The sequence below is a fragment of the Aquamicrobium terrae genome, assembly GCF_052978165.1.
Map to the genome: position 1 here is coordinate 689,806 of NZ_JBRKLZ010000001.1, position 21,526 is coordinate 711,331.

Below are 21,526 nucleotides of genomic sequence, written 5' to 3' on the forward strand. Positions count from 1 at the left end.
AACTTGTTTCTTCCAGCCACATTTGTGCAACGCCAGGCGATTCCGTCTGGCGTTGCACAAATGCTCTAACCCTTGCCCACGCGTGCGAACCAGGCGTCCTCGTCGATCACCTCGATGCCGAGTTCCGTCGCCTGCTTGAGCTTCGAGCCGGCGCCCGGCCCGGCCACCACCAGATCGGTCTTCTTCGACACGGAACCGGAAACCTTGGCGCCCAGCTTCTCGGCCATGGCCTTGGCCTCGTCGCGCGACATCTTCTCCAGCGCCCCGGTGAACACCACCGTCTTGCCGGCCACCGGCGAATCGGTGGCACCGACCGGCTCCTCGTCGAGCGGCGTCACCTGCGCCAGCAGCGCGTCGAGCACCTGCCGGTTGTGATCCTCCTCGAAGAACTCCACCACCGCGCCGGCGACGATGGAGCCGATGCCGTTGATGTTGTTCAGCTCCTGCCATGCGGCATTGCCGGGATCGCCCTTGCCCTCGGGCATATCCGCTTCTTCGGCCACCTTGCGGAACGCCTCGAACGACAGGAAATGGCGGGCGAAGCGCTTGGCGTTGGTTTCGCCGACATGGCGGATGCCGAGCGCGAACAGAAAGCGCGAGAATTCGACCTCACGGCGCTCGTCGATGGCCGCAAACAGCTTCTTCACCGAGACAGCGCCGAACCCTTCGACATTCTCCAGCTTGGTCAGCGAATCGCGCTGGCGCTCCTTCAGCGTGAAAATATCGGCCGGCGAGCGCACCTGAAGGGCCCGATCGTCCGACTGGAAGAAGAATTCGATCTGCTTTTCGCCGAGCCCCTCGATGTCGAAGGCATTGCGCGACACGAAATGGCGCAGCCGCTCCACCGCCTGCGCCGGGCAGATCAGCCCGCCGGTGCAGCGGCGCACCGCCTCGCCCTCCTCGCGCACGGCATGGCTGCCGCAGGCAGGACAGGTATGCGGGAACTCGTAAGGCACGGCATGTTCGGGGCGCTTCTCCAGCACCACATCGAGGATTTGCGGAATGACGTCGCCGGCGCGCTGGATAACCACCGTATCGCCGATGCGGATATCGCGCCCCTCGCGGATCGGCTGGCCGCTGTTGCCGATGCCCTTGATGTAATCCTCATTATGCAACGTGGCGTTGGTGACGACCACGCCGCCCACCGTCACCGGCTCCAGCCGCGCCACCGGCGTCATCGCACCGGTGCGGCCGACCTGGATGTCGATGCCGTTCAGCACCGTCATCGCCTTCTCGGCGGCGAATTTGTGCGCCGTCGCCCAGCGCGGGCTGCGCGAGCGGAAACCCAGCCGCTCCTGAAGGTCGAGTCGGTCCACCTTGTAGACGACGCCGTCTATGTCATAGGGAATTTCGGCACGTTCCGCCTCGATGCGGTGATAATGCTCCAGCATCGCCTCAACCGTGTCGCAGCGCGCCATGAGGTCGTTGACCCGGAACCCCCAGTCGCCGAACCGCCTCACCACCTCATATTGCGTCTCGCCCAGCCGCGCGGACGTGTCCCCCCATGCATAGGCGAAGAAGCGCAACGGGCGCTGGCGCGTCACTTCCGGGTCGAGCTGGCGCAGGCTGCCGGCCGCCGAATTGCGCGGATTGGCGAAGACGCGGCCGGTTTCGGCCATGCGCTGGTTCAGCTCGAAGAAGTCGTCGCGGCGCATATAGACCTCGCCGCGCACCTCCACCACGTCCGGCGCGTCCTTTGGCAGGGTCTCGGGTATCTCGCCGATGGTGCGGATATTGGCCGTCACGTTCTCACCGGTGGTGCCGTCGCCACGCGTCGCCGCCGTCACCAGCCGCCGGTTCTCGTAGCGCAGCGACATGGAAAGCCCGTCGATCTTCGGCTCGGCGGTGAACACCAGCGACCGGTCCGCCGGCAGGGCCAGGAAGCGCCGCACGCTAGCCACGAAATCGCGCACGTCCCCGTCGGAGAAGGTGTTGTCCAGCGACAGCATCGGCACGGCATGGACCACCTTGCCGAAGGCGCCGGACGGCGCGGTACCCACCTTCAGCGACGGCGAATCCTCGCGCACCAGTTCGGGAAAGCGCGCCTCGATCTCGGCATTGCGGATGCGCAGCGCATCATAGTCGGCATCCGAGACGGTCGGCGCATCTTCTGCATAGTAGCGCCGGTCATGGTCCGCGATTTCCTTTGCCAGCCGCTCCAGTTCTGCGGCGGCCTCGCTCTGGGTCAGGGCGTCAACGGGTTTCTCGGACATGATGAAATCTCTCACCTCGGCACACGGGCCGGAACTGGAGAGAAGTATGTAGCGCGCGCAAAGCCATTGGGAAACACGTGCCTATGCCCGGCTCCTGAATCATCTTGTCAGTTGTGGATAGAGCATGGTCCCGCAAGTCGCGGACTTTTGGGATCAGGAAGCCGGAACGGTGTTTTCCCGCAGCAGCCGTTCGGCCGCCGCCCGCGCCTCGTCGGTGATGGTGGCGCCGGCCAGCATGCGGGCGATCTCTTCCTGGCGGGCATCGCTGTCCATGGCCACGATGCCGGTGGCCACGCGATCCGCACCACCGGATTTCGAGATCAGGAAATGCATCGAGGCGCGCGCCGCCACCTGCGGCGCATGGGTGACGGACAGCACCTGCACGCGCCGCGCCAGCCGGGCAAGCCGCTGGCCGATGGCGTCCGCCACCGCGCCGCCGACGCCCGTGTCAATTTCGTCGAAAACCAGCGTCGGGGCCGAGCCGCGATCGGCCAGCGCCACTTTCAGCGCCAGCAGGAAACGCGACAGCTCGCCGCCGGAAGCCACCTTCATCATCGGGCCGGGACGGGTGCCGGGATTGGTGCGCACCCAGAACTCGACCTGATCGATGCCCTCCTCCATGCGGCTGTCGGGCTCGCTCGACATTTCCACGATGAATTCGGCGCGTTCCAGCTTCAGTTCCGGCAGTTCGGCCATCACCGCATCGCGCAGGCCCCGGGCAGCGGACAGGCGCAGCGCGGAAAGATGCCCGGCAAGCTGGTCGTAGAGGTCGCGCGCCTGCCGCGCCTGTTGCTCCAGCACTCCGAGCCGCTCCTCGCCGGCATCGAGATCGGCCAGGTCGGCCGCCATGGTGTCGCGCAAACGGGCAAGGTCGTCGACCTGCACATTGTGCTTGCGGCCGGCGGCGCGCAGCGCAAACAGCCGCTCCTCGGCCTGCTCCAGCCGCTGTGGGTCGTATTCGGTGGCGCGCAGGGCCGCCTCGACGCCGGATTGCGCTGCATCGAGCGACAGCATCGCCTCGTCCAGCGATGTAACCACCTCGTCGAGCAGGCCGGGCACTTCCGCCGCCTTGCGTTGCAGGCGCCTGAGCAGGCTCGCCAGTTGCGGCAGGGGCGAGGACGGGCCGGACAGCACGTCCTGCGCGTCGCTGATCTCGGAGGCGATCTTTTCGGCGCGCATCATGGTGGCGCGCAGTTCGGCAAGCTCGCTTTCCTCGCCCGGCTGCGGATCGAGCTGCACGAGTTCGGCCACCGCGGCCCTGAGATAATCGGCCTCGCGCGCCGCCGCTTCCACCCGCGCCTTGTGGCGGGAAAGTTCCTGCTCGGCGGTGCGCCAGCCCCGCCATGCCTCCGCCGTCTCGCGCACCGCGCCGGAATGGCCGCCGAAGGCATCCAGAACTTCACGATGGGCGCTGGCGTCGACAAGCGCCCGCTCGTCGTGCTGGCCGTGGATCTCCACCAGCGCATGGCCGATGGCGCGCATCAGGGCCACGCTCGCCGGCTGGTCGTTGACGAAGACGCGCGTGCGCCCGTCCGCCGTCTGGATGCGGCGCAGGATGATGTCGCCATCGTCGTCTATGGCGTTCTCGGCAAGGATATCCCGGGCCGGATGGCCGCGCGGCACGTCGAACACGGCCGTCACCTGCCCCTGGACCGCGCCGTGGCGCACCAGCGAGGCATCGCCGCGCGCGCCGAGCGCAAGGGATAGTGAATCGAGCAGGATCGACTTGCCCGCCCCGGTTTCGCCGGTCAGCACGGAGAGACCCGGAGCAAAGTCTATGTCCAGCTTCTCGATCAGTACGATATCGCGGATCGACAGTCTGGCGAGCATGGCAGCCGTCAGCCGGTAATCAGCTTCCCGGCCTTCGATATCCACGAGCCGGCATTCTCACGCGGCGTCAGCCCGCCGCTCTGCAGCAGCTTGTAGGAATCCTTGTACCACTGGCTGTCGGGATAGTTGTGGCCCAGCACCGCGGCAGCCGTCTGCGCCTCGTCGGTCAGGCCCATCGCGTAATAGGCTTCGACCAGGCGCGCCAGCGCCTCCTCGATGTGGCGGGTGTTGGAATACTGCTCGACCACGGTGCGGAAGCGCTTGATCGATGCCAGGTATTCGCGCCGCTCCAGATAGTAGCGGCCGACCTGCATCTCCTTGCCGGCGAGCTGGTCGTTGGCGAACCGGATCTTGGTCCGCGCATCCTCGGCATATTGCGAGTCCGGCCAGCGGTTCACCAGCTCCTGCATGGCCTGGATGGTCTGGCGGGCTTCCTTCTGGTCCTGCGTCACGTCGCGGATCTGGCGGAAATAGCTGAGGCCGGCGATATAAACCGCGTAGTCGGCGTCTTCCGAAGACGGATAGAGGTTCAGATAGCGCTGGGACATGCTGATGGCGTCTTCGTAATTGCCCTGCCGATAATTGGTGAAGGCGCCCATCACCATGGCCTTGCGGGCATATTCCGAATAGGGGTGCTGGCGGTCCACGGCGGCGAACTTCTTCGACGCTTCGCCGAGGCGGCCGGCATTGAGGTTGGCGAGGCCCTGGTTGTAGAGCACGTCGGCCGGCTCGGTCTGGTCGACATAGGTCGACAGGTCGAGGTCCTTCTCCGAGGACATGCAGCCTGTCAGCAGCAGCGGCGCCGCGACGACCGAAACGGCCAGGACAACGCCCCTCATCGGGCTCTTCACTGGTGCCATCGATCGATCAGCCCGTTTGAACAACATGATTGGGATTCGCCCTTTCGGCACCGTTTCCTCGGTCAGCGTGCAGCCATAAACCATAACCGCCACGCGCGGCAACGCTATCGTCCGGCAATCGCACATTTTTGTGGCAGGCGTGGACTTTGCGCATCCATCCCCGCAAAAACTGTAAACCCTTGCAGATCAAGCGCTCAAATCGCCCAGGGCGCGAACACCGGCCCGCTCACGGCGCTGATTTCGGCGGACCGGCCACGATCGCGGCGCGTCGTCTCGACGATCTCGAAGGCGCTGCGGTCCGAAAGCAGCCGGCGCAGGGCCGCCGCATTGAGCCGGTGGCCGCCGCGATAGGAGCGGAAGCAGCCGATGAAGCGCGCGCCGGCCAGCGCCAGATCGCCCATGGCGTCGAGCGTCTTGTGGCGCACGAATTCATCCGGGTAGCGCAGGCCACCCATGTTGATGACGCGGTTGTCATGGCCGATGACGACGGAATTCTCCAGCGACGAGCCCAGCGCGTAGCCTGCCGCCCACAACCGTTCCACATCCTTGAGGAAGCCGAAGGTGCGCGCCCGCGCCACCTCGTTGCGGAACGAATCGCCGGTCAGGTCCATGGCGAATTGCTGGCGCCCGATGGCCCGGCTCTCGAAATCGATCTCGATCTCGAACCTCGTGCCGGAATACGGACGGAACTCCGCCCAGGAAGCCCCGCTCTCGATGCGCACGTCCTTGAGAACCCGGATGAAACGGCGCTTGAGCGGCTGGACGTCGAGGCCGGCCTGGTCGATCGCCTCGACGAACATGGCCGCGCTTCCGTCCAGGATCGGGATTTCGTTGCCCTCGATCTCGATGACGAGATTGTCGATGCCGACGCCCAGAACGGCCGCCATCAGATGTTCGACGGTCGAGACATGCACGCCGGCCGGGTCGCCCAGCAGCGTCGAAAGGTCGGTCGCGCCAACCTCCGAGACAAGGGCGCGCAATTCCTTGCCCGGCTCCTTGCCGCCGATGAAATGAAAGACGATGCCGGTGTCCACGTCGGACGGGACGAAGGTAACCGACACAGGCTTGCCGCTGTGCACGCCGGTTCCGGCCAGCGTCACGCGCGATTTTATCGTCGTCTGATAATCGTTCAAAACGATCCCCGTATGCCCGCCCATATGCCCGACTGCCCGTCGGCTTCATGCGCGCCGGTCGCCCGGCTTGTACAGCTACGGCAAGAAGGCATCTCCCCCAACCTGCAGGCCGCTTCAAGAATGCTGCCGGCGAAGATAGTGACGCGCCCAACTTCCTCCAAATCACGCTTTCTTACCCGATGTAATTGCGCGCGTCACCGGAAAATGCCTGGTAAATCCTTGTTTTCCAAAGCTTTCAACGAGAAAGGGCAGCCGGTTTCCCGGCTGCCCTTTTCGGATTTGTGACGCTTCTGCGGCGATCAGTTGGCCTGGCGGCGCAGGAAGGCCGGGATCTCGAGCTGGTCGTCCTCGTGAGTCGCGCGCGGCTGGGCGACGAGACGGCCCTGATCGTCGAGCTGGCCGCGGCGCGGCGCGTAGAGCTGCGAGTCATGGGCCGGCATGCGGCGCACTTCCGGACCGGCCTGGCGAAGCTTCGGCTCGCGCGGCTGGGCCGGCTGGAGACGGGCAGGCTCCTCCTCGCGGCGCGTCAGGCCATTAGTGAGGCGCTTGAGCAGGCCCATGGGGCCCCGCTCTTCGTGGCTGGCTGGATTGTTCTTGGCCTCGACCTCGGCGCGCACCACTGGCGGGAAATCCTCCACGCGCGGCATGCGCTGGGGCGCGGCCGGCTGGTGCATTTCACGCTGCTGCGGCGCGGGCTGCGGAGCCGGCTGCATCTGCACGGCGGCCTGCTGCATCACCACCGGCTGCTGGAACTGCTGGGCGGGCTGATGCGGCTGCGGCTGCTGGAACAGCTTGCTCTGCGGGTGGAAGCCGTCTGCGGCGGGAGCCGGACGATGGGCCATGGCGGCGGCGTTCTGCTCTGCCATCTGGAAGGCTTCGGCAACCGGATCGGCAGCGCGCGGCTCCTGCACCGGGGCCGGCTGCGGCGCCGGCTGGACCGGACGGGCTTCGGCGGCGGGAGCCGCCGGGCGCACGGCCGGCTTGGTCTGGGCCGGACGGATGGCGATCGGAGCGGCCGCGATGTCCTCGGCCGACTTGTCGATACCGGTCGCTACGACCGACACGCGGATGACGCCTTCCAGTTCCTCGTCGAAGGTGGCGCCCAGGATGATGTTGGCGTCCTGGTCGACTTCCTCGCGAATGCGGGTCGCCGCCTCGTCCACCTCGAACAGGGTGAGGTCCCGGCCGCCGGTGATCGAGATCAGCAGGCCCTTGGCCCCCTTCATCGAGGTCTCGTCGAGCAGCGGGTTGGCGATCGCGGCCTCGGCGGCGGCCATCGCGCGGCCCTCGCCGGAAGCCTCGCCGGTGCCCATCATGGCCTTGCCCATCTCCCGCATCACCGAACGCACGTCGGCGAAGTCGAGGTTGATGAGGCCTTCCTTGACCATCAGGTCGGTGATGCAGGCAACGCCCGAATAGAGCACCTGATCGGCCATGGCGAAGGCGTCGGCAAAGGTCGTCTTGTCGTTGGCCAGGCGGAACAGGTTCTGGTTCGGAATGACGATCAGCGTATCGACGCACTTCTGCAGTTCCTCGATGCCGAGGTCCGCCGTCTTCATGCGGCGCTGGCCCTCGAAGTGGAACGGCTTGGTGACGACGCCGACGGTCAGGATGCCCTTCTCGCGGGCGGCGCGGGCGACGACCGGAGCAGCACCCGTGCCGGTGCCGCCGCCCATGCCGGCGGTGACGAAGCACATGTGGGTGTTGGACAGGTGATCGTTGATCTCGTCGATGCACTCCTCGGCGGCGGCGCGGCCGACTTCAGGCTGCGAGCCGGCGCCCAGACCCTCGGTCACGTGCGCGCCGAGCTGGATGAGCCGCTCGGACTTCGACATGGTCAGCGCCTGGGCGTCGGTGTTCGCCACCACGAACTCGACGCCGCGCAGACCGGCGGTGATCATGTTGTTGACGGCATTGCCGCCGCCGCCGCCGACACCGAAAACGGTGATGCGCGGCTTCAGCTCGGTGATGTCCGGCTTTTGCAGATTGATTGCCATTGTCCTCGTCCTTTGCCTTTCCCGCCGCTTCGCCAAAGCGGCCGCCTGGGGGCTGTCCCCGTTAACTCTAGAAACTGTCTCTCAACCACTGACTTACGCGATACAGTCGCCCGTCCGTTCCGGTCATCCTGAACCCGGAACCCCCTTTTGCAGGGCGACTCTCGAAATTCGCCACTTGCGGATAGATCAGGAGCCCGACCACCGTCGAGAACGCGGGCCCCTTGGCTGCCTCGGGCAGCCCTGCGACGCCGAGCGGCCGCCCGGCGCGCACGTTACGTCCGAAAATGCGGCGCGCCGCTTCCGGAAGGCCGGCGAGCTGGCTGGCGCCGCCCGTCAGCACGATTCGCTTGCCGATCGCGCTGCCATAACCTGATTTGCCGATCCGGTCGCGCAGCATTTCCAGCGTTTCCTCGACGCGGGCGCGGATGATGCGCGTCATCACCGCACGCGGAATCTGCATCGGCGCGCCATGGTCGTCGCCGATCGGATGGATGGTGACCAAGTCGCGGTCGTCGGCGCTGCCGGGCAGCGCCGAACCGTGCATGACCTTCAGCCTCTCCGCCGCCTCGATAGTGGTGGACAGGCCCTTGGCGAGGTCCAGCGTCACATGGTTGCCGCCGACCGGAATCGCGTCGCCATGCACGAAATTGCCTTCGGAGAAGATGGATATGGTCGTCGTGCCGCCACCCATGTCGATGCAGGCCGCGCCCATCTCCAGCTCGTCGTCGACCAGCGCCGCAAGACCGCTGGCGTAAGGGGTGGCCACCATGCGCTCGACCGACAGATGCGAACGGTTGATGGCCAGTTCGATGTTGCGCAGCGGCGCGGCATCGCCGGTCAGCACATGCATGTCGACGCCTAGCGTGTCGCCCACCATGCCGCGCGGGTCTCGTACCCCGCGTTCGGCGTCCAGCGAGAAGCCCACGGGCAGCGAATGGATCACCTCGCGCTCCGACTTCAGCGCCTGCCGCGCGCCGGCCGCCAGGACGCGCTTGATGTCGCTTTCGTCCACCTCGTGACCGCCGAGGTTGACGGTGGCGGAGAAGGTCTCGCTCTTCAGGCGGCCCGCCGTCATGTTGACGATCAGAGAATCGACGGTCAGCCCGGCCATGCGCTCGGCCGAGTCCACGGCCAGCCGGATCGCGTGCTCGGCGCGCTCCAGGTCGATGACCACGCCGGACTTCATGCCCTGCGACTTCTGGTGGCCGATGCCGATCACCTGGATGCGGTGGGTACGCCCGCGCAGCAGATTGCCGTCCTCGCAGGGCTTCAGCTTGGCAACCACGCAGCATACCTTGCTCGACCCGACATCGAGCACGGTGAGGATGCCGGAGCGCCTGGCCGATGCGTCGCCGTTTCTACGCAGCCAGTTCATATGCGGCTCCCCGGTTTGCGCGCTGCTTTCTTGAGCGCCGCCATTCGTGCCTCGGAAGCATCCGGCGACAACGCCACCGCCACCCGGTCCGGAATGCGCAGATCAACCGCGACGATGTCGCGCCCCAGCAAATCCTGCTCGCGGTCCATGCTGGCCAGCCGCTCGAGGGCGGCATCGATGCCATGCTCTGGAAGCTTGACCGTCACGCCATTGTCGAGATGCAGGTCCCAGCGGCGGTCGCCGACGCGCACATAGCCCTTGACCCGCCCGGCCAGTTCCGGAACCTGCGCGATGCGGGCCAGCAGCACGGGCGCGTTTTCGGGCGCGCCACTGCCCACGATCAGCGGCAAGGAAGCCAGCCGGCCGCCAGTGTACGGCGCAATGATCCGGCCCGATTTCTCGATGACGCTCAGCACCCGCCCCTGCTGCCAGATGGCAAAGGGCTCGCGCTCATCGACGCGCACTTCCAGCGTGTCGGGATAGATCTTGCGAACCGTCGCATGCTCGACCCAGGGCAGCGACGCGATCCGGTCGCGCGCATCGCCCACATCAAGGCCGACCAGCGCAGTCCATCCATTCAGCTCCAGCCTGTCGAGAATATCGATCTCGGACGTGTATTGGTTGCCGACCACCTTGATCTGGTCGACGGCGAAGCCTGTCCGCGCCGTCACGCCCTGCACGAAGCCTTCGAGCTGACCGCCGAGATAGGCGCCGTAAGTGGCGCTTGAAGACAGGAGCGCAGCCGACAGGATCGTCGCAGCGAAGGGCGGCGCCCGATAGGCGCCCTCGCCCAGCCGGGAAACCATGCGCAGGGGACGGCGCAGCCAGCGCGGCATGACAGGATGCATGGCAGGCAGCAGCCCTGCCAGCCCTCCTTCACCCATTCGGCCCGACCTCAACGAAGACACGAAGCGTCCTCCACCATCCAACTCAACAGATCGCCGAAGGAATGTCCTGCATGCGCGGCGATCTCAGGCACCAGGGACGTCGGCGTCATGCCCGGCTGGGTATTGACCTCCAGCCACACGACCTCGCCATTTTCGGAATGGCGGTCGTCGTAGCGGAAGTCAGACCGGGACACGCCCCGGCAGCCGATCGCTTGATGAGCCTTAAGCGCCAGTGTCTGTATTTTTTGGTAAATATTCGGTGAAACTTTCGCGGGGGTTTCGTGTTTTGAGCCGCCCGGAACATATTTCGAATCGTAATCGTAGAAGGCGTGCCCGGTCGGAACGATCTCGCACACGCCAAGCGCCACATCGCCCATCACCGCGCAGGTCAGCTCACGCCCGTGGACGTAGCGCTCCACCATCACCTGCTCGCCGTAGCTCCAGTCCGGCGACGAGATGATCTGCGGCGGATGCGACTGGTCTTCCTTCACGATGACCACGCCGAAACTGGACCCCTCGGCGATCGGCTTGACCACATAGGGCGGCGCCATCGGATGCTCGCCCTCGACGGCAAAGCGGTTGACGATCTTCGAGTCCGCCACGGGAATGCCGGCCGCGCGCGCAACCTTCTTGGCCTGCTCCTTGTTCATGGCAAGCGCCGAAGAAAGCACGCCCGAATGCGTATAGGGGATGGCCAGATACTCAAGGATGCCCTGGATAGTGCCATCCTCGCCGAACGGGCCGTGCAGCGCATTGAAGGCCACATCGGGCTTCAGCTCGGCAAGCACGGCGCCGACATTGCGATCCACATCGACGCGGGTGACCCTGAAACCCTCGGCCTCGAGAGTGTCGGCGCACGCATTGCCCGAGGAAAGGGAGACCGGCCTTTCGGACGAGAACCCTCCCATCAGGACAGCAACGTGCTTCTTGGTCATATCCCGTCATCCCCTTGGCGGGCACTCATCCTAGTTTCCCGAGTCAGAGTCCATGGCCACAGCCCCGTCGGGGACCGCGACCTACGCGCCGAACGACTCAATCAGGAAACGCTTGAACCCAAAGAATCAGAGAGTTGATTCCGTGACAAGCCCTTAGGATTCCGAGAGATTCACTTTCTGCAAATTTGAATGAAAATTTGCGCTTCGTGAGTCCTCAAAGCAACTGTCCGAGGAACTCCTGGACCGTCTGGCCGGGACGGAATTCGCCGATGCGCCTGATCTCCCAATGCAGGCGGATGCCGGAATTCTCCAGCACGCGTGCGCGCACCGTCTCGCCCAGCGTTTCAAGGTCGTAGCCGGTGGCCGAGCCGGTGTTGATCATGAAGTTGCAATGCATGGGCGACATCTGCGCCCCGCCGATCATCAGTCCACGGCAGCCGGCCTTGTCGATCTCCTTCCAGGCGGACGTGCCTTCGGGATTCTTGAAGGTCGAGCCGCCGGTCTTCTCCTTGATCGGCTGCACCGTCTCGCGATGGTGCTGGACCTCGTCCATCGCCGTGCGGATCACATCCTTGTCCTCGGCATAGCCTTCCATGACAACGGACGTGAAGATCAGGTCTTTCGGTGCCGAGCAATGGCGATAAGCATAGCCCATGTCGGCATTGGTGAGGACATGCAGTTCGCCCTTGCGGTCGAGCGCCCTCACCTCGACGACCCGCTCGCGGGTCTCCACGCCATTGGCGCCGGCATTCATGCGCAGCGCCCCGCCGACGGCTCCGGGAATGCCGTGATAGAAATGGAAGCCGCCGATGCCTGCCTCCAGCGCCGCGGCGGCCACGCGCTTGTCCGGCACGGCCGTTCCGGCGCGAAGCCGGGTTTCCGAAATCGCCTCGACCGCCCCGAAACCCTTGGCCGAGAGCCGCACCACGAAGCCCGGAATGCCGCCGTCGCGCACCAGAAGGTTGGAGCCGATGCCCACGACCATCACCGGCACTTCTTCCGGCACCGCCTTGAGGAATGCCGAAAGGTCGTCCTCATCCGCCGGCTGGAACAGCGCGGCGGCAAGGCCGCCGGCACGGAACCAGGTGATCTTGTCCATTTCCGCATCGGGCGTGACACGGCCGCGCAGGCCGGAAAGCCTGTCGCCCAGACTGTCGAGCAATGCCTGGCCCCGGGTCAATTCACCGCTCCGTTCAGTTCCTTCGGCAGGGCATAGGCCCATTGGGTGATGTTGCCGGCCCCCAGGAACACAACGAAGTCGCCCGGCTGCGCCAGTTCGCGCACCAGCGGCGCAACGGCTGCCGCATCCGCGATATGGCGGGCATCGCGGTGGCCGCCGGCACGCATGCGCGCCACCAGCGTATCGCTGGAAATACCGTCGATGGGGTCCTCGCCCGCCGCATAGACCGGAGCCACCATCACCGTGTCGGCATCGTTGAAGCAGACGGCGAAGTCGTCGAACAGGTCGCGAAGCCGGGTGAAGCGATGCGGCTGGGCAACGGCGATGACGCGGCCCTTGGTGGCGTCGCGCGCCGCCTTCAGCACCGCCTTGATCTCGACCGGGTGGTGTCCGTAGTCGTCGAAGATCTCGACGCCGTTCCACGAGCCGGTGTGGGTGAAGCGCCGCTTCACGCCGCCGAAGGAGGACAGGCCCTTGCGGATCGCCTCGTCGGTCAGGCCAAGCTCGCTGGCGACGGCAATCGCCGCCGTGGCGTTGGAGACGTTGTGGCGGCCCGGCATCGGCAGGCGCAGGTCGGCGATCGATTTCTCCGCGCCGGTCTTGCGGTTGCGGATGACCACGTCGAACACCGAGACGGCGCCGTCCATGCGATGGTTGGCGAAGCGCACGTCGGCCTGCGCGTTCTCGCCATAGGTGATGACGCGGCGGTCGCCGATTCGGCTGACCAGCGCCTGCACCTCGGGATGGTCGATGCACATGACGCCGAAGCCATAGAACGGCACGTTCTCCACGAATTGGCGGAACGCCTCGCGCACCTTGTCGAAGGAGCCGTAGTGGTCGAGATGCTCGGGGTCGATATTGGTGACCACGGCGATATCGGCCGGCAGCTTCAGGAACGTGCCGTCGCTCTCGTCCGCCTCGACCACCATCCATTCGCCGTCGCCCATGCGCGCATTGGTGCCATAGGCGTTGATGATGCCGCCATTGATGACGGTCGGGTCGAGCCCGCCCGCTTCCAGCAGCGTCGCCACCATCGAGGTGGTGGTGGTCTTGCCATGGGTGCCGCCGATGGCGATGGCGTTGCGGAAGCGCATCAGCTCGGCCAGCATCTCGGCCCGGCGCACCACCGGCAGCAGCTTCTCGCGCGCCGCCACCAGTTCGGGATTGTTGCCGCGGATGGCGGTCGACACCACGACCACCTCGGAATCGCCGATGTTTTCGGCCCGGTGGCCGACGAAGCATTCGATGCCCTTGTCACGCAGCCGCTGCACATTGGCGCTGTCGTTCTGGTCGGAACCCTGCACCTTGTAGCCGAGATTGTGCAGCGCCTCGGCAATGCCGCTCATGCCGATGCCGCCTATGCCGATGAAGTGCACGAGGCCTATCGTCTGCGGCATCTTCATGCGTTGTGTTCCTTCCTGAACTGGTCGAGCGATTGGCCCGACGCAATAGCCTCTGTCAGATCGGCGAGCAAGCCGGCGGCATTGGGACGGCCGACCGAGCGCGCCGCCCCGGCCATCGTCCGCAACCGTTCGGGCGCGGCCATCAGCGCACCGATCAGCCCAGCCAGCTTCGCCGCGTCGAGCGACGATTGAACGTGAACCTCCGCCCCGCTGGCCGCAGCAAGCGCCGCGGCGTTGGCAGCCTGGTCGTGATCCAGCGCATGCGGATAGGGAACCAGCAGCGCCGGCCGGCCGATCACCGCGATTTCGGAGACGGTCGAAGCGCCCGAGCGCGAAATGACGAGTTGGGCATTGGCCATGCGCTCCGCCATGTCGGTGAAGAAGGGCGATATTTCTGCGGGAAGCCCGAGTTCCGCATAGGCGGCCGCCACCCTGTCCACATCCTCCTTGCGCGCCTGCTGGGTCACGACGAGCCGGTTGCGCAAGGCGTCGGGAAGCTGCCTCACGGCCGCAGGCACGGCATCGGAAAAGAACTGCGCGCCCTGGCTGCCGCCGAACACCAGAAGCCGGAAGGGCTCGCCTTCCTGCGAAACCTGATAAGGCTGCGCGGCGGCTTCGATCACCGCCGGCCGCACCGGATTGCCGGTGGTGACCGTCTTGCGCCCGGCGGCACTCGCATCCTCCGGCAGGAAGCCGCCGGCGATCGCCGTCACCCGGGCCGCCAGCGCCCGGTTGGCGCGGCCCATCACCGCGTTCTGCTCATGGACCAGCGTCGGGCGGCCACGCCGCGTCGCGGCATAGAGCGGCGGCAGGGTCGGATAGCCGCCGAAGCCGACGACAGCCGCCGGCCTGATCCTCGCGATGACCGTCGAGGCCTGCCGCACACCCTTCCACAGTTTCCAGAACGTCCTCGCCAGTGCCAGCGGGTTCTTCGAGCCTATGGTGGCGGACGGGATCGGGTGGATGGCATCGGCCGGAAACTGCCCGGCAAAGCGCTCGGCCCGGTCGTCGGTGGCCAGATGCACGCTCCAGCCGCGCGCCTTCAGCTCATGCGCCAGCGCCTCGGCCGGAAACAGATGGCCGCCGGTACCGCCGGCGGCCAACAGAATGGTGCCCTTCGCCATTTATTCCGCCGGAAGGATGGAACTGGAAAAACCGTAGGCGAGCGGCTTGCGCTTCTGCGGCTTGCGGCGGGTCAGCGCCAGCACCATACCCATGGAGATGGCGATGGCGATCTGCGAGGAGCCGCCATAGGAAATGAACGGCAGCGTCATGCCCTTGGCCGGCATGAGTTGCAGGTTCACGCACATGTTGATGACCGACTGGAAGCCGAAGATGGTGACCAGCCCGCCGATGGCATAGCGGGTGAAGTCGTCATGCTCCTTCAGCGAGACGGACAGGCCGCGCAGCACGATGAAGGCAAAGATCAGCATGATGACCATGCAGGTGATCAGGCCGAACTCCTCGCCGGCCACGGCGAACACGAAGTCGGCATGGCTGTCGGGGATCAGGCGCTTGATGCTGCCCTCGCCCGGCCCCAGGCCGAACCAGCCGCCATTGACCAGCGCCTCATGGCCCATGTCGACCTGGAAGGTGTCGCCCTCGCCCGTCAGGAAGCGGTCGATGCGGCCGGCAACGTGCGGGAATATCTCATAGGCGGCGAACAGCCCGACGACGCCCAGCCCGCCAAGCGCGACGATCCATATCCACGACAGCCCGGCCATGAAGAACATCACGCCCCAGGTGCCGACCACCAGAAGGGTCTGGCCCATGTCCGGCTGCGCCAGCAGCAGCGCAAGAACGAGGCCGAGCAGGATCATGGCGAAGAGGTTTCCCGGGATTTCGGGCTGCCGCTTGTGCTCGGCGAACAGCCAGGCGCAGATGACGACGAAGGCCGGCTTGAGGAATTCCGAAGGCTGGATCGACAACCCAGCCAGCGACAGCCACCGCCGCGCGCCCTTCACCTCGACGCCGACATAGAGCACGGCCACCATCATCACCAGCATCACGCACAGCATGCCGAGCGCCAGGCGCCGGATCTGGCGCGTGTTGAGGAACGACACGGCCAGCATCACGCACAGCGCGGGAATGGTGAAGATGATCTGCCTCGTTGCGAAGTGGAAGGAATCGAGCCCGATACGCTCGGCCACGGCCGGGCTCGCGGCGAAGGACAGCACGATGCCGAGGCCCAGCAGCGACAGGAACGCTGCCAGGAACCATCGGTCGATGGTCCACCACCAATTGGAAACGGGGCTGGTGTCGAGACGGCTCTGCATTATCGTGTCCCTCCGATGGGTTCGATCCCATCAATGGCATGGACGGCTTGCCTGAAGGCTTCGCCGCGCACCTCGAAATTCCTGAACTGGTCGAAGCTGGCGCAGGCCGGCGACAGAAGCACCACGCCTTCGCTGCCGCCCTCGCGCCCGGCATCTGCGGCGGCATGTTCCACGGCGGCCGCCAGCGTGCCGGAAATCTCGTAAGGCACCGCCTCGCCCAGCGTCACCGAAAAGGCGGGCGCCGCCTCGCCGATCAGATAGGCCTTGGCGATGTGGGGGAAGAGCCCGCGCAGCGGCTCGATGCCGCCTTCCTTGGGCAGCCCCCCTGCGATCCAGTAGATGCGTTCGAAGCTCGACAGGGCCGGTGCGGCCGCATCGGCATTGGTCGCCTTGGAATCGTTGACGAACAGCACATGCCCCTTGCGGCCCACCTGCTCCATGCGGTGCGCCAGTCCGGGGAAGCTCTCGAGGCCGGCCTGTATCTCCTCCACCGTCAGCCCCACGCTGCGGCAGGCGGCAAGCGCGGCCAGCGCGTTCTGGGCATTGTGCTGGCCACGCAGCGAGCCGATGCCGTCCAGCGAGGCGACGCGGGTGTGGCGGCCGTCCACCGCCTCGACCAGATCGGTTCCTTCGGCGAAATAGCCGTCCTTGAGCGGCAGGCGCTTGGAGATGCGCACCACCTTGCGGCCGGCGCGCTCCAGCCGCTCGGCGATCTGCGCGCACCAGCTGTCGTCCACGCCGATGATGGCCGTGTCGGAGCCCGCCACCAGCCGCTCCTTGATTTCGGCATAGTGCTGCATGGTGCCATGGCGGTCGAGATGGTCGGGCGTAAGGTTGAGCAGCACGCCCGCCGTCGGGTTGACCGAGGGGGCGAGGTCGATCTGGTAGGACGAGCATTCCACCACATAGTGGCGCTGCGGCGCAGGCGGATCGAGCGTCATCACCGCGCGGCCGATATTGCCGCCCATCTGCGTGTCGCGGCCCGCCGCTTGCAGGATATGCGCGATCAGCGCCGTGGTCGTGGACTTGCCGTTGGTGCCGGTGATGGCGATGAACGGGGCGTCGGGAGCGCGGGCATTGCGCTCGCGAACGAACAGTTCGACATCGCCGATCACCTCCACGCCGGCGGCCCGCGCCAGTTCCACAGTCCAGTGCGGCTTGGGATGGGTCAGCGGCACGCCGGGGGACAGTACGAAGGCGGCAAAGCGCGACCAGTCGGCCTCGCGCAAATCGCCGGTGGCGATGCCCTCGGCACCCGCCTTCTCCACGCTTTGCGGATTGTCGTCCCACGCCAGCACCTCGGCACCGCCTTCGACCAGCGCATGCGCCGTCGCCAGCCCCGAGCCGCCGAGCCCGAAGAGCGCCACCTGCCTGCCTGCGAAGGAACTTGCCGGGATCATCTGGCGCCTACCGCAGCTTCAGGGTGGAAAGCCCGATCAGGGCGAGGATGACGGCGATGATCCAGAAGCGGATCACCACCTGGCTCTCGGTCCAGCCGAGCTTCTCGAAATGGTGATGGATCGGCGCCATCAGGAAGACCCGCTTGCCGGTCATCTTGAAATAGCCGACCTGGATGATGACCGACAGGATTTCGACCACGAACAGGCCGCCGATGATGGCCAGCACGATCTCGTGCTTGGTGGCCACCGCGATGGTGCCGATCAGCCCGCCCAGCGCCAGCGAGCCGGTGTCGCCCATGAAGATGGCGGCCGGCGGCGCGTTGAACCACAGGAAGCCGAGCCCCGCCCCGATCACCGCGCCGAGGATGACGGCCAGTTCACCCGTGCCGGGCACGAAGTGGATTTGCAGGTAGTCGGCGAAGATGGCGTTGCCAGACAGATAGGCGATGACGCCGAAGGACGCGGCCGCGATCATGATTGGCACGATGGCAAGCCCGTCGAGCCCGTCGGTGATGTTGACGGCGTTGCCCGCCCCCACCACCACGAAGGCGGCGAAGGGGATGAAGAACCAGCCGAGATTGATGATGAATTCCTTGGCGAAGGGGAAGGTCAGCGAGGAGGAGAACGGCTCCTGCCCGTTATGCATGATGACCCAGGCGGCGATGCCGGCAATCAGGAACTCGAAGGCCAGCCGCGCCTTGCCGGAAAAGCCGAGATGCGACTGCTTGGTCACCTTCAGATAATCGTCGTAGAAGCCGATGGCGCCGAAGCCCAGCGTCACCAGAAGCACGACCCAGACGTAGACGCTGGAAAGATTGGCCCACAGCAGCGACGAGATGATGATGCCGGTCATGATCATCAGCCCGCCCATGGTCGGCGTGCCGGCCTTCTTGAAGTGGGTCTGCGGGCCGTCCGCGCGGATCGGCTGGCCCTTGCCCTGCCGCAGGCGCAGCGAATCGATGATGGCCGGGCCGAAGATGAAGACGATCAGCGCCGCCGTGATCAGCGCGCCGCCCGTGCGGAAGGTGATGTACCGGAACACGTTGAAGACCGTGATCCGGTCCGCGAATTCCACGAGCAGCGTCAGCATGCGTTTTTCGTCCCCTGGGCCGACCTGGCCCCTTCATCAACTCTCGGCGTATGCCGGAAACCTGTTCACCAGCGCCTCGACGATCCCGGAAAAGCCGATCCCCTTCGATGACTTCACCATGATCACGTCGCCCGGCTGCACCGTATCGAGGAGCAGCCGGCTGAGATCGTCGGCCGCATCGCGGTGGACGACGGCGATATCGCTCGGCAGAACCTCGGCCAGCGCCTTCATATGCGGTCCGCCCAGCAGCACATGGCTGATGCCCGTGCCGACGATCAGCTCGGACAGGTCCGCATGCAGCTTCTCGGAGTGCTCGCCCAGCTCCAGCATGTCGCCCAGCACGGCGATGCGGCGGCCGTCGCCGGCAACGGGCGTGGCGTCGAGCAGGTCGAGCGCCGCCTTCATCGAGGCCGGATTGGCGTTGTAGCTTTCGTCGATCAGCGTGAAAGGCCCGCCCGCATGGGACAGCACGTGGCGTCGGCCGCGCCCCTGCTGTGTGGGCAAGGTGCCCAGCGCCATCGCCACCCGGTCGATGTCGGCGCCGACCAGATCGGCCGCGCCCAGGACCGCCAGCGCATTCTGCACCATGTGGCGGCCGGGCGCGCCGATGCGCGCCACCAGCTCGCGACGGCCGATGCGGGCCGTCATCGTCGAATGATCGGCGTTGAGCACGCAATCGATCAGCCGGTAGGTCGAGCGCTGGTGCTCGCCGAAGCCCAGCACATGCTCGACGCCCGCCTGCCGCGCCATCTTGCCCAACAAGTTGGCGCGCGGATCGTCGCGGTTGAGCAGCGCGGTGCCGCCCGGCTCGATGCCCTCGAAAATCTCCGCCTTGGCGGCGGCGATCTCGTCGAGGTCGCGGAAGAAACCGAGATGCGCGGCGGCCACCAGCGTGACGATGGCGACATGCGGGCGCACCATCTTCACCAGCGGGCGGATTTCGCCCGGATGGTTCATGCCGATCTCGAAGACGGCATATTCGGTGTCTTCCGGCAGGCGCGCAAGCGTCAGCGGCACGCCCCAGTGGTTGTTGAACGACTTGTCGGAAGCATGGACGGAACCGACCGAGCCAAGGACATGGCGCAGCGCCTCCTTGGTGGTCGTCTTGCCGGCCGAGCCCGTCACCGCGATGACCCGGCCCTTCGCCCGCGCCCGCGCGGCGACGGCCAGCTTTTCCATGGCCGCCAGAACGTCCGGAACGACGATCTTCGGCGCCGTCAGGCGCCCCAGCGCCGGCAGCTTGCCCTCGGCGACAACCAGCACCGCCGCTCCCGCCTTGACGGCAGCGGTGGCGAAGTCGTGCCCGTCCATGGTCTCACCCTTGATGGCGAAGAAGGCATCGCCCGGCTCAAGGGTCCGGGTATCGATGGAAATGCCGTGCACCCCGTCCGGCATCTGGCCGAGCGGGCGTCCGCCCATCGCCTCGACCAGCGCCTCGATTGTCCAGAGATAGCTCATCCGGCCACCTCCTTCAGCGCCGCGCGCACCTCCTCATGATCGGAGAAGGGGAACGTCTCGGCGCCGATGGTCTGGCCTTCCTCATGGCCCTTGCCGGCCACGATCAGCGTGTCGCCGGCGCGCAGCATGGCCACCGCCTCGTGGATCGCCTTGCGGCGGTCGCCGATCTCGATGGCGCCCGGAGCCGCCGCAAGAATGGCGGCACGGATTTCGGCCGGCACTTCCGTGCGCGGATTGTCGTCGGTGACGATGGTGACATCGGCGAGCCGCGTGGCGATCTCACCCATGATCGGACGCTTGCCGCGGTCGCGGTCGCCGCCGCAGCCGAACACCACCACGACGCGGCCTGTGGTGAATGGACGGACCGAGGCCAGCACATTCTCCAGCGCATCGGGCTTGTGGGCGTAGTCGACATAGACCGGCGCGCCGGCGGGCGTGACACCGACCAGATCGAGCCGCCCCGGCGCGCCTTTCAGTTTCTCCAGCGCCGCCATGACAGTGGGGGCGGAAGTGCCGGTGGCGATGGCAAGGCCGGCGGAAACCAGCGCATTGGCGATCTGGAAATCGCCGGCCAGCGGCAGGTCGATCTCGTAGATCTCCCCGTCATGCACGATTTCGGCGCGCTGCTTGGCTCGCTCGTGCTCGACGCGGTTGAGCTTGAGGAACGTGCCCTTGCGGCCAACGGTCAGCACCTCGATGCCGGCAACGCTCGCCGCATCGATGGTGGCCTGCGACCAGGGATCGTCGGCGAAGACGATTGCCGGCATGCCCCTGGGCAGCAGATCGCGGAACAGGCGCATCTTGGCGGCGTGGTATTCCTCGACCGTCGGATGATAATCCATGTGGTCGCGGCCGAGATTGGTGAAGGCGCCGGCGGCGAGCCGCACGCCGTCCAGCCGGTGCTGGTCGAGCCCGTGGCTGGAGGCTTCCATGGAGGCGTGGGTGACGCCGGCCCCGGCCAGTTCGGCCAGCAGCTTGTGCAGTGCGACCGGATCGGGCGTGGTCAGCGAACCATATTCATTGCGCCCCGGCGCGACGACGCCGGTGGTGCCGATGGAAGCGGCGGCAAAACCGGCATGTTCCCAGATCTGGCGGGTGAAGGCGGCCACCGAGGTCTTGCCGCTGGTGCCGGTCACCGCCACCATCGTATCGGGCTGGGTGCCGTAGAATTTGGCGGCGGCCAGCGCCAGCGCGCGGCGCGGGTCCTCGACCTCGATCACCGGCACGGAAACCGCCCCGTTCGTGCGCCCCATCGCGGCAACAACCGCGAGCGCACCCCGGGCAGCCGCATCGGCGGCATAGTCGGCGCCGTCCGCCTTGGTGCCGGCGAGCGCGAAGAACAGCATGCCCGGCTGGACGGTGCGCGAATCCGACGACAGGCCGGCAATCTCCGTATCGGAGGGAAACGCCTCGTGGAGAGGCACTATGCCGGTCAGATCATCGAGTTTCATCTGGTTCTGGTCACCTCTTGAAAGCGGCGCATCCGCCG

General features: G+C 66.3%; 16 protein-coding genes. All 16 read right to left on the reverse strand.

Going from position 1 to position 21,526, the window contains the following annotated elements; all coding sequences use genetic code 11:
- Positions 1–65: 65 nt before the first annotated feature.
- Positions 66–2,213 carry an NAD-dependent DNA ligase LigA gene (ligA, locus tag ACVCNR_RS03575; protein ID WP_354192021.1) on the reverse strand — a complete coding sequence of 716 codons (2,148 nt, stop codon included), beginning with the start codon at positions 2,211–2,213 and terminating at the stop codon, positions 66–68.
- Positions 2,214–2,366: 153 nt separating this feature from the next.
- Positions 2,367–4,043, reverse strand: a complete 1,677-nt coding sequence (gene recN / locus ACVCNR_RS03580) for a DNA repair protein RecN (RefSeq protein ID WP_354192436.1) — start codon at positions 4,041–4,043, stop codon at positions 2,367–2,369.
- Positions 4,044–4,051: 8 nt separating this feature from the next.
- Positions 4,052–4,930: an outer membrane protein assembly factor BamD gene (locus tag ACVCNR_RS03585; RefSeq protein WP_354192019.1), complete on the reverse strand. Its 879-nt coding sequence runs from the start codon at positions 4,928–4,930 to the stop codon at positions 4,052–4,054.
- A 167-nt stretch (positions 4,931–5,097) separates the two neighbouring features.
- The gene (gene lpxC / locus ACVCNR_RS03590) at positions 5,098–6,060 is read right to left on the reverse strand and encodes a UDP-3-O-acyl-N-acetylglucosamine deacetylase (protein WP_354192018.1); all 963 of its coding nucleotides are present in this window, start codon (positions 6,058–6,060) and stop codon (positions 5,098–5,100) included.
- Between the two features lie 275 nt (positions 6,061–6,335).
- Positions 6,336–8,033: a cell division protein FtsZ gene (gene ftsZ / locus ACVCNR_RS03595; RefSeq protein ID WP_447073844.1), complete on the reverse strand. Its 1,698-nt coding sequence runs from the start codon at positions 8,031–8,033 to the stop codon at positions 6,336–6,338.
- A gap of 67 nt (positions 8,034–8,100) precedes the next feature.
- Positions 8,101–9,408 (reverse strand): cell division protein FtsA, encoded by a 1,308-nt coding sequence (ftsA, locus tag ACVCNR_RS03600; RefSeq protein WP_447073845.1) that lies wholly within the window; start codon positions 9,406–9,408, stop codon positions 8,101–8,103.
- Entirely contained in the window at positions 9,405–10,316 is a 912-nt protein-coding gene (locus tag ACVCNR_RS03605) for a cell division protein FtsQ/DivIB (protein ID WP_435521514.1), read from the reverse strand. Before ACVCNR_RS03605 ends, ftsA begins: the two co-directional genes overlap by 4 nt.
- On the reverse strand, positions 10,304–11,230 hold the full coding sequence (locus ACVCNR_RS03610) for a D-alanine--D-alanine ligase (protein WP_354192013.1): 927 nt from the start codon (positions 11,228–11,230) through the stop codon (positions 10,304–10,306). Before ACVCNR_RS03610 ends, ACVCNR_RS03605 begins: the two co-directional genes overlap by 13 nt.
- Positions 11,231–11,444: 214 nt before the next feature.
- Positions 11,445–12,410 (reverse strand): UDP-N-acetylmuramate dehydrogenase, encoded by a 966-nt coding sequence (gene murB, locus ACVCNR_RS03615; protein WP_447073846.1) that lies wholly within the window; start codon positions 12,408–12,410, stop codon positions 11,445–11,447.
- Entirely contained in the window at positions 12,407–13,813 is a 1,407-nt protein-coding gene (gene murC, locus ACVCNR_RS03620) for a UDP-N-acetylmuramate--L-alanine ligase (protein WP_354192010.1), read from the reverse strand. Before murC ends, murB begins: the two co-directional genes overlap by 4 nt.
- Entirely contained in the window at positions 13,810–14,937 is a 1,128-nt protein-coding gene (gene murG, locus ACVCNR_RS03625) for an undecaprenyldiphospho-muramoylpentapeptide beta-N-acetylglucosaminyltransferase (protein WP_447073847.1), read from the reverse strand. Before murG ends, murC begins: the two co-directional genes overlap by 4 nt.
- Complete coding sequence (gene ftsW / locus ACVCNR_RS03630; RefSeq protein ID WP_354192006.1) at positions 14,938–16,089, reverse strand: putative lipid II flippase FtsW; 1,152 nt, start codon at positions 16,087–16,089, stop codon at positions 14,938–14,940. It lies immediately after the preceding gene.
- A complete protein-coding gene (murD, locus tag ACVCNR_RS03635; RefSeq protein ID WP_447073848.1) occupies positions 16,089–17,489 on the reverse strand; it encodes a UDP-N-acetylmuramoyl-L-alanine--D-glutamate ligase in 1,401 nt (466 codons plus the stop codon). Before murD ends, ftsW begins: the two co-directional genes overlap by 1 nt.
- A 7-nt stretch (positions 17,490–17,496) precedes the next feature.
- On the reverse strand, positions 17,497–18,579 hold the full coding sequence (gene mraY / locus ACVCNR_RS03640) for a phospho-N-acetylmuramoyl-pentapeptide-transferase (protein WP_354192004.1): 1,083 nt from the start codon (positions 18,577–18,579) through the stop codon (positions 17,497–17,499).
- Between the two features lie 36 nt (positions 18,580–18,615).
- Positions 18,616–20,037, reverse strand: a complete 1,422-nt coding sequence (locus ACVCNR_RS03645; RefSeq protein ID WP_447073849.1) for a UDP-N-acetylmuramoylalanyl-D-glutamyl-2,6-diaminopimelate--D-alanyl-D-alanine ligase — start codon at positions 20,035–20,037, stop codon at positions 18,616–18,618.
- Positions 20,034–21,488 carry a UDP-N-acetylmuramoyl-L-alanyl-D-glutamate--2,6-diaminopimelate ligase gene (locus ACVCNR_RS03650; protein WP_447073850.1) on the reverse strand — a complete coding sequence of 485 codons (1,455 nt, stop codon included), beginning with the start codon at positions 21,486–21,488 and terminating at the stop codon, positions 20,034–20,036. Before ACVCNR_RS03650 ends, ACVCNR_RS03645 begins: the two co-directional genes overlap by 4 nt.
- Positions 21,489–21,526: the final 38 nt, after the last annotated feature.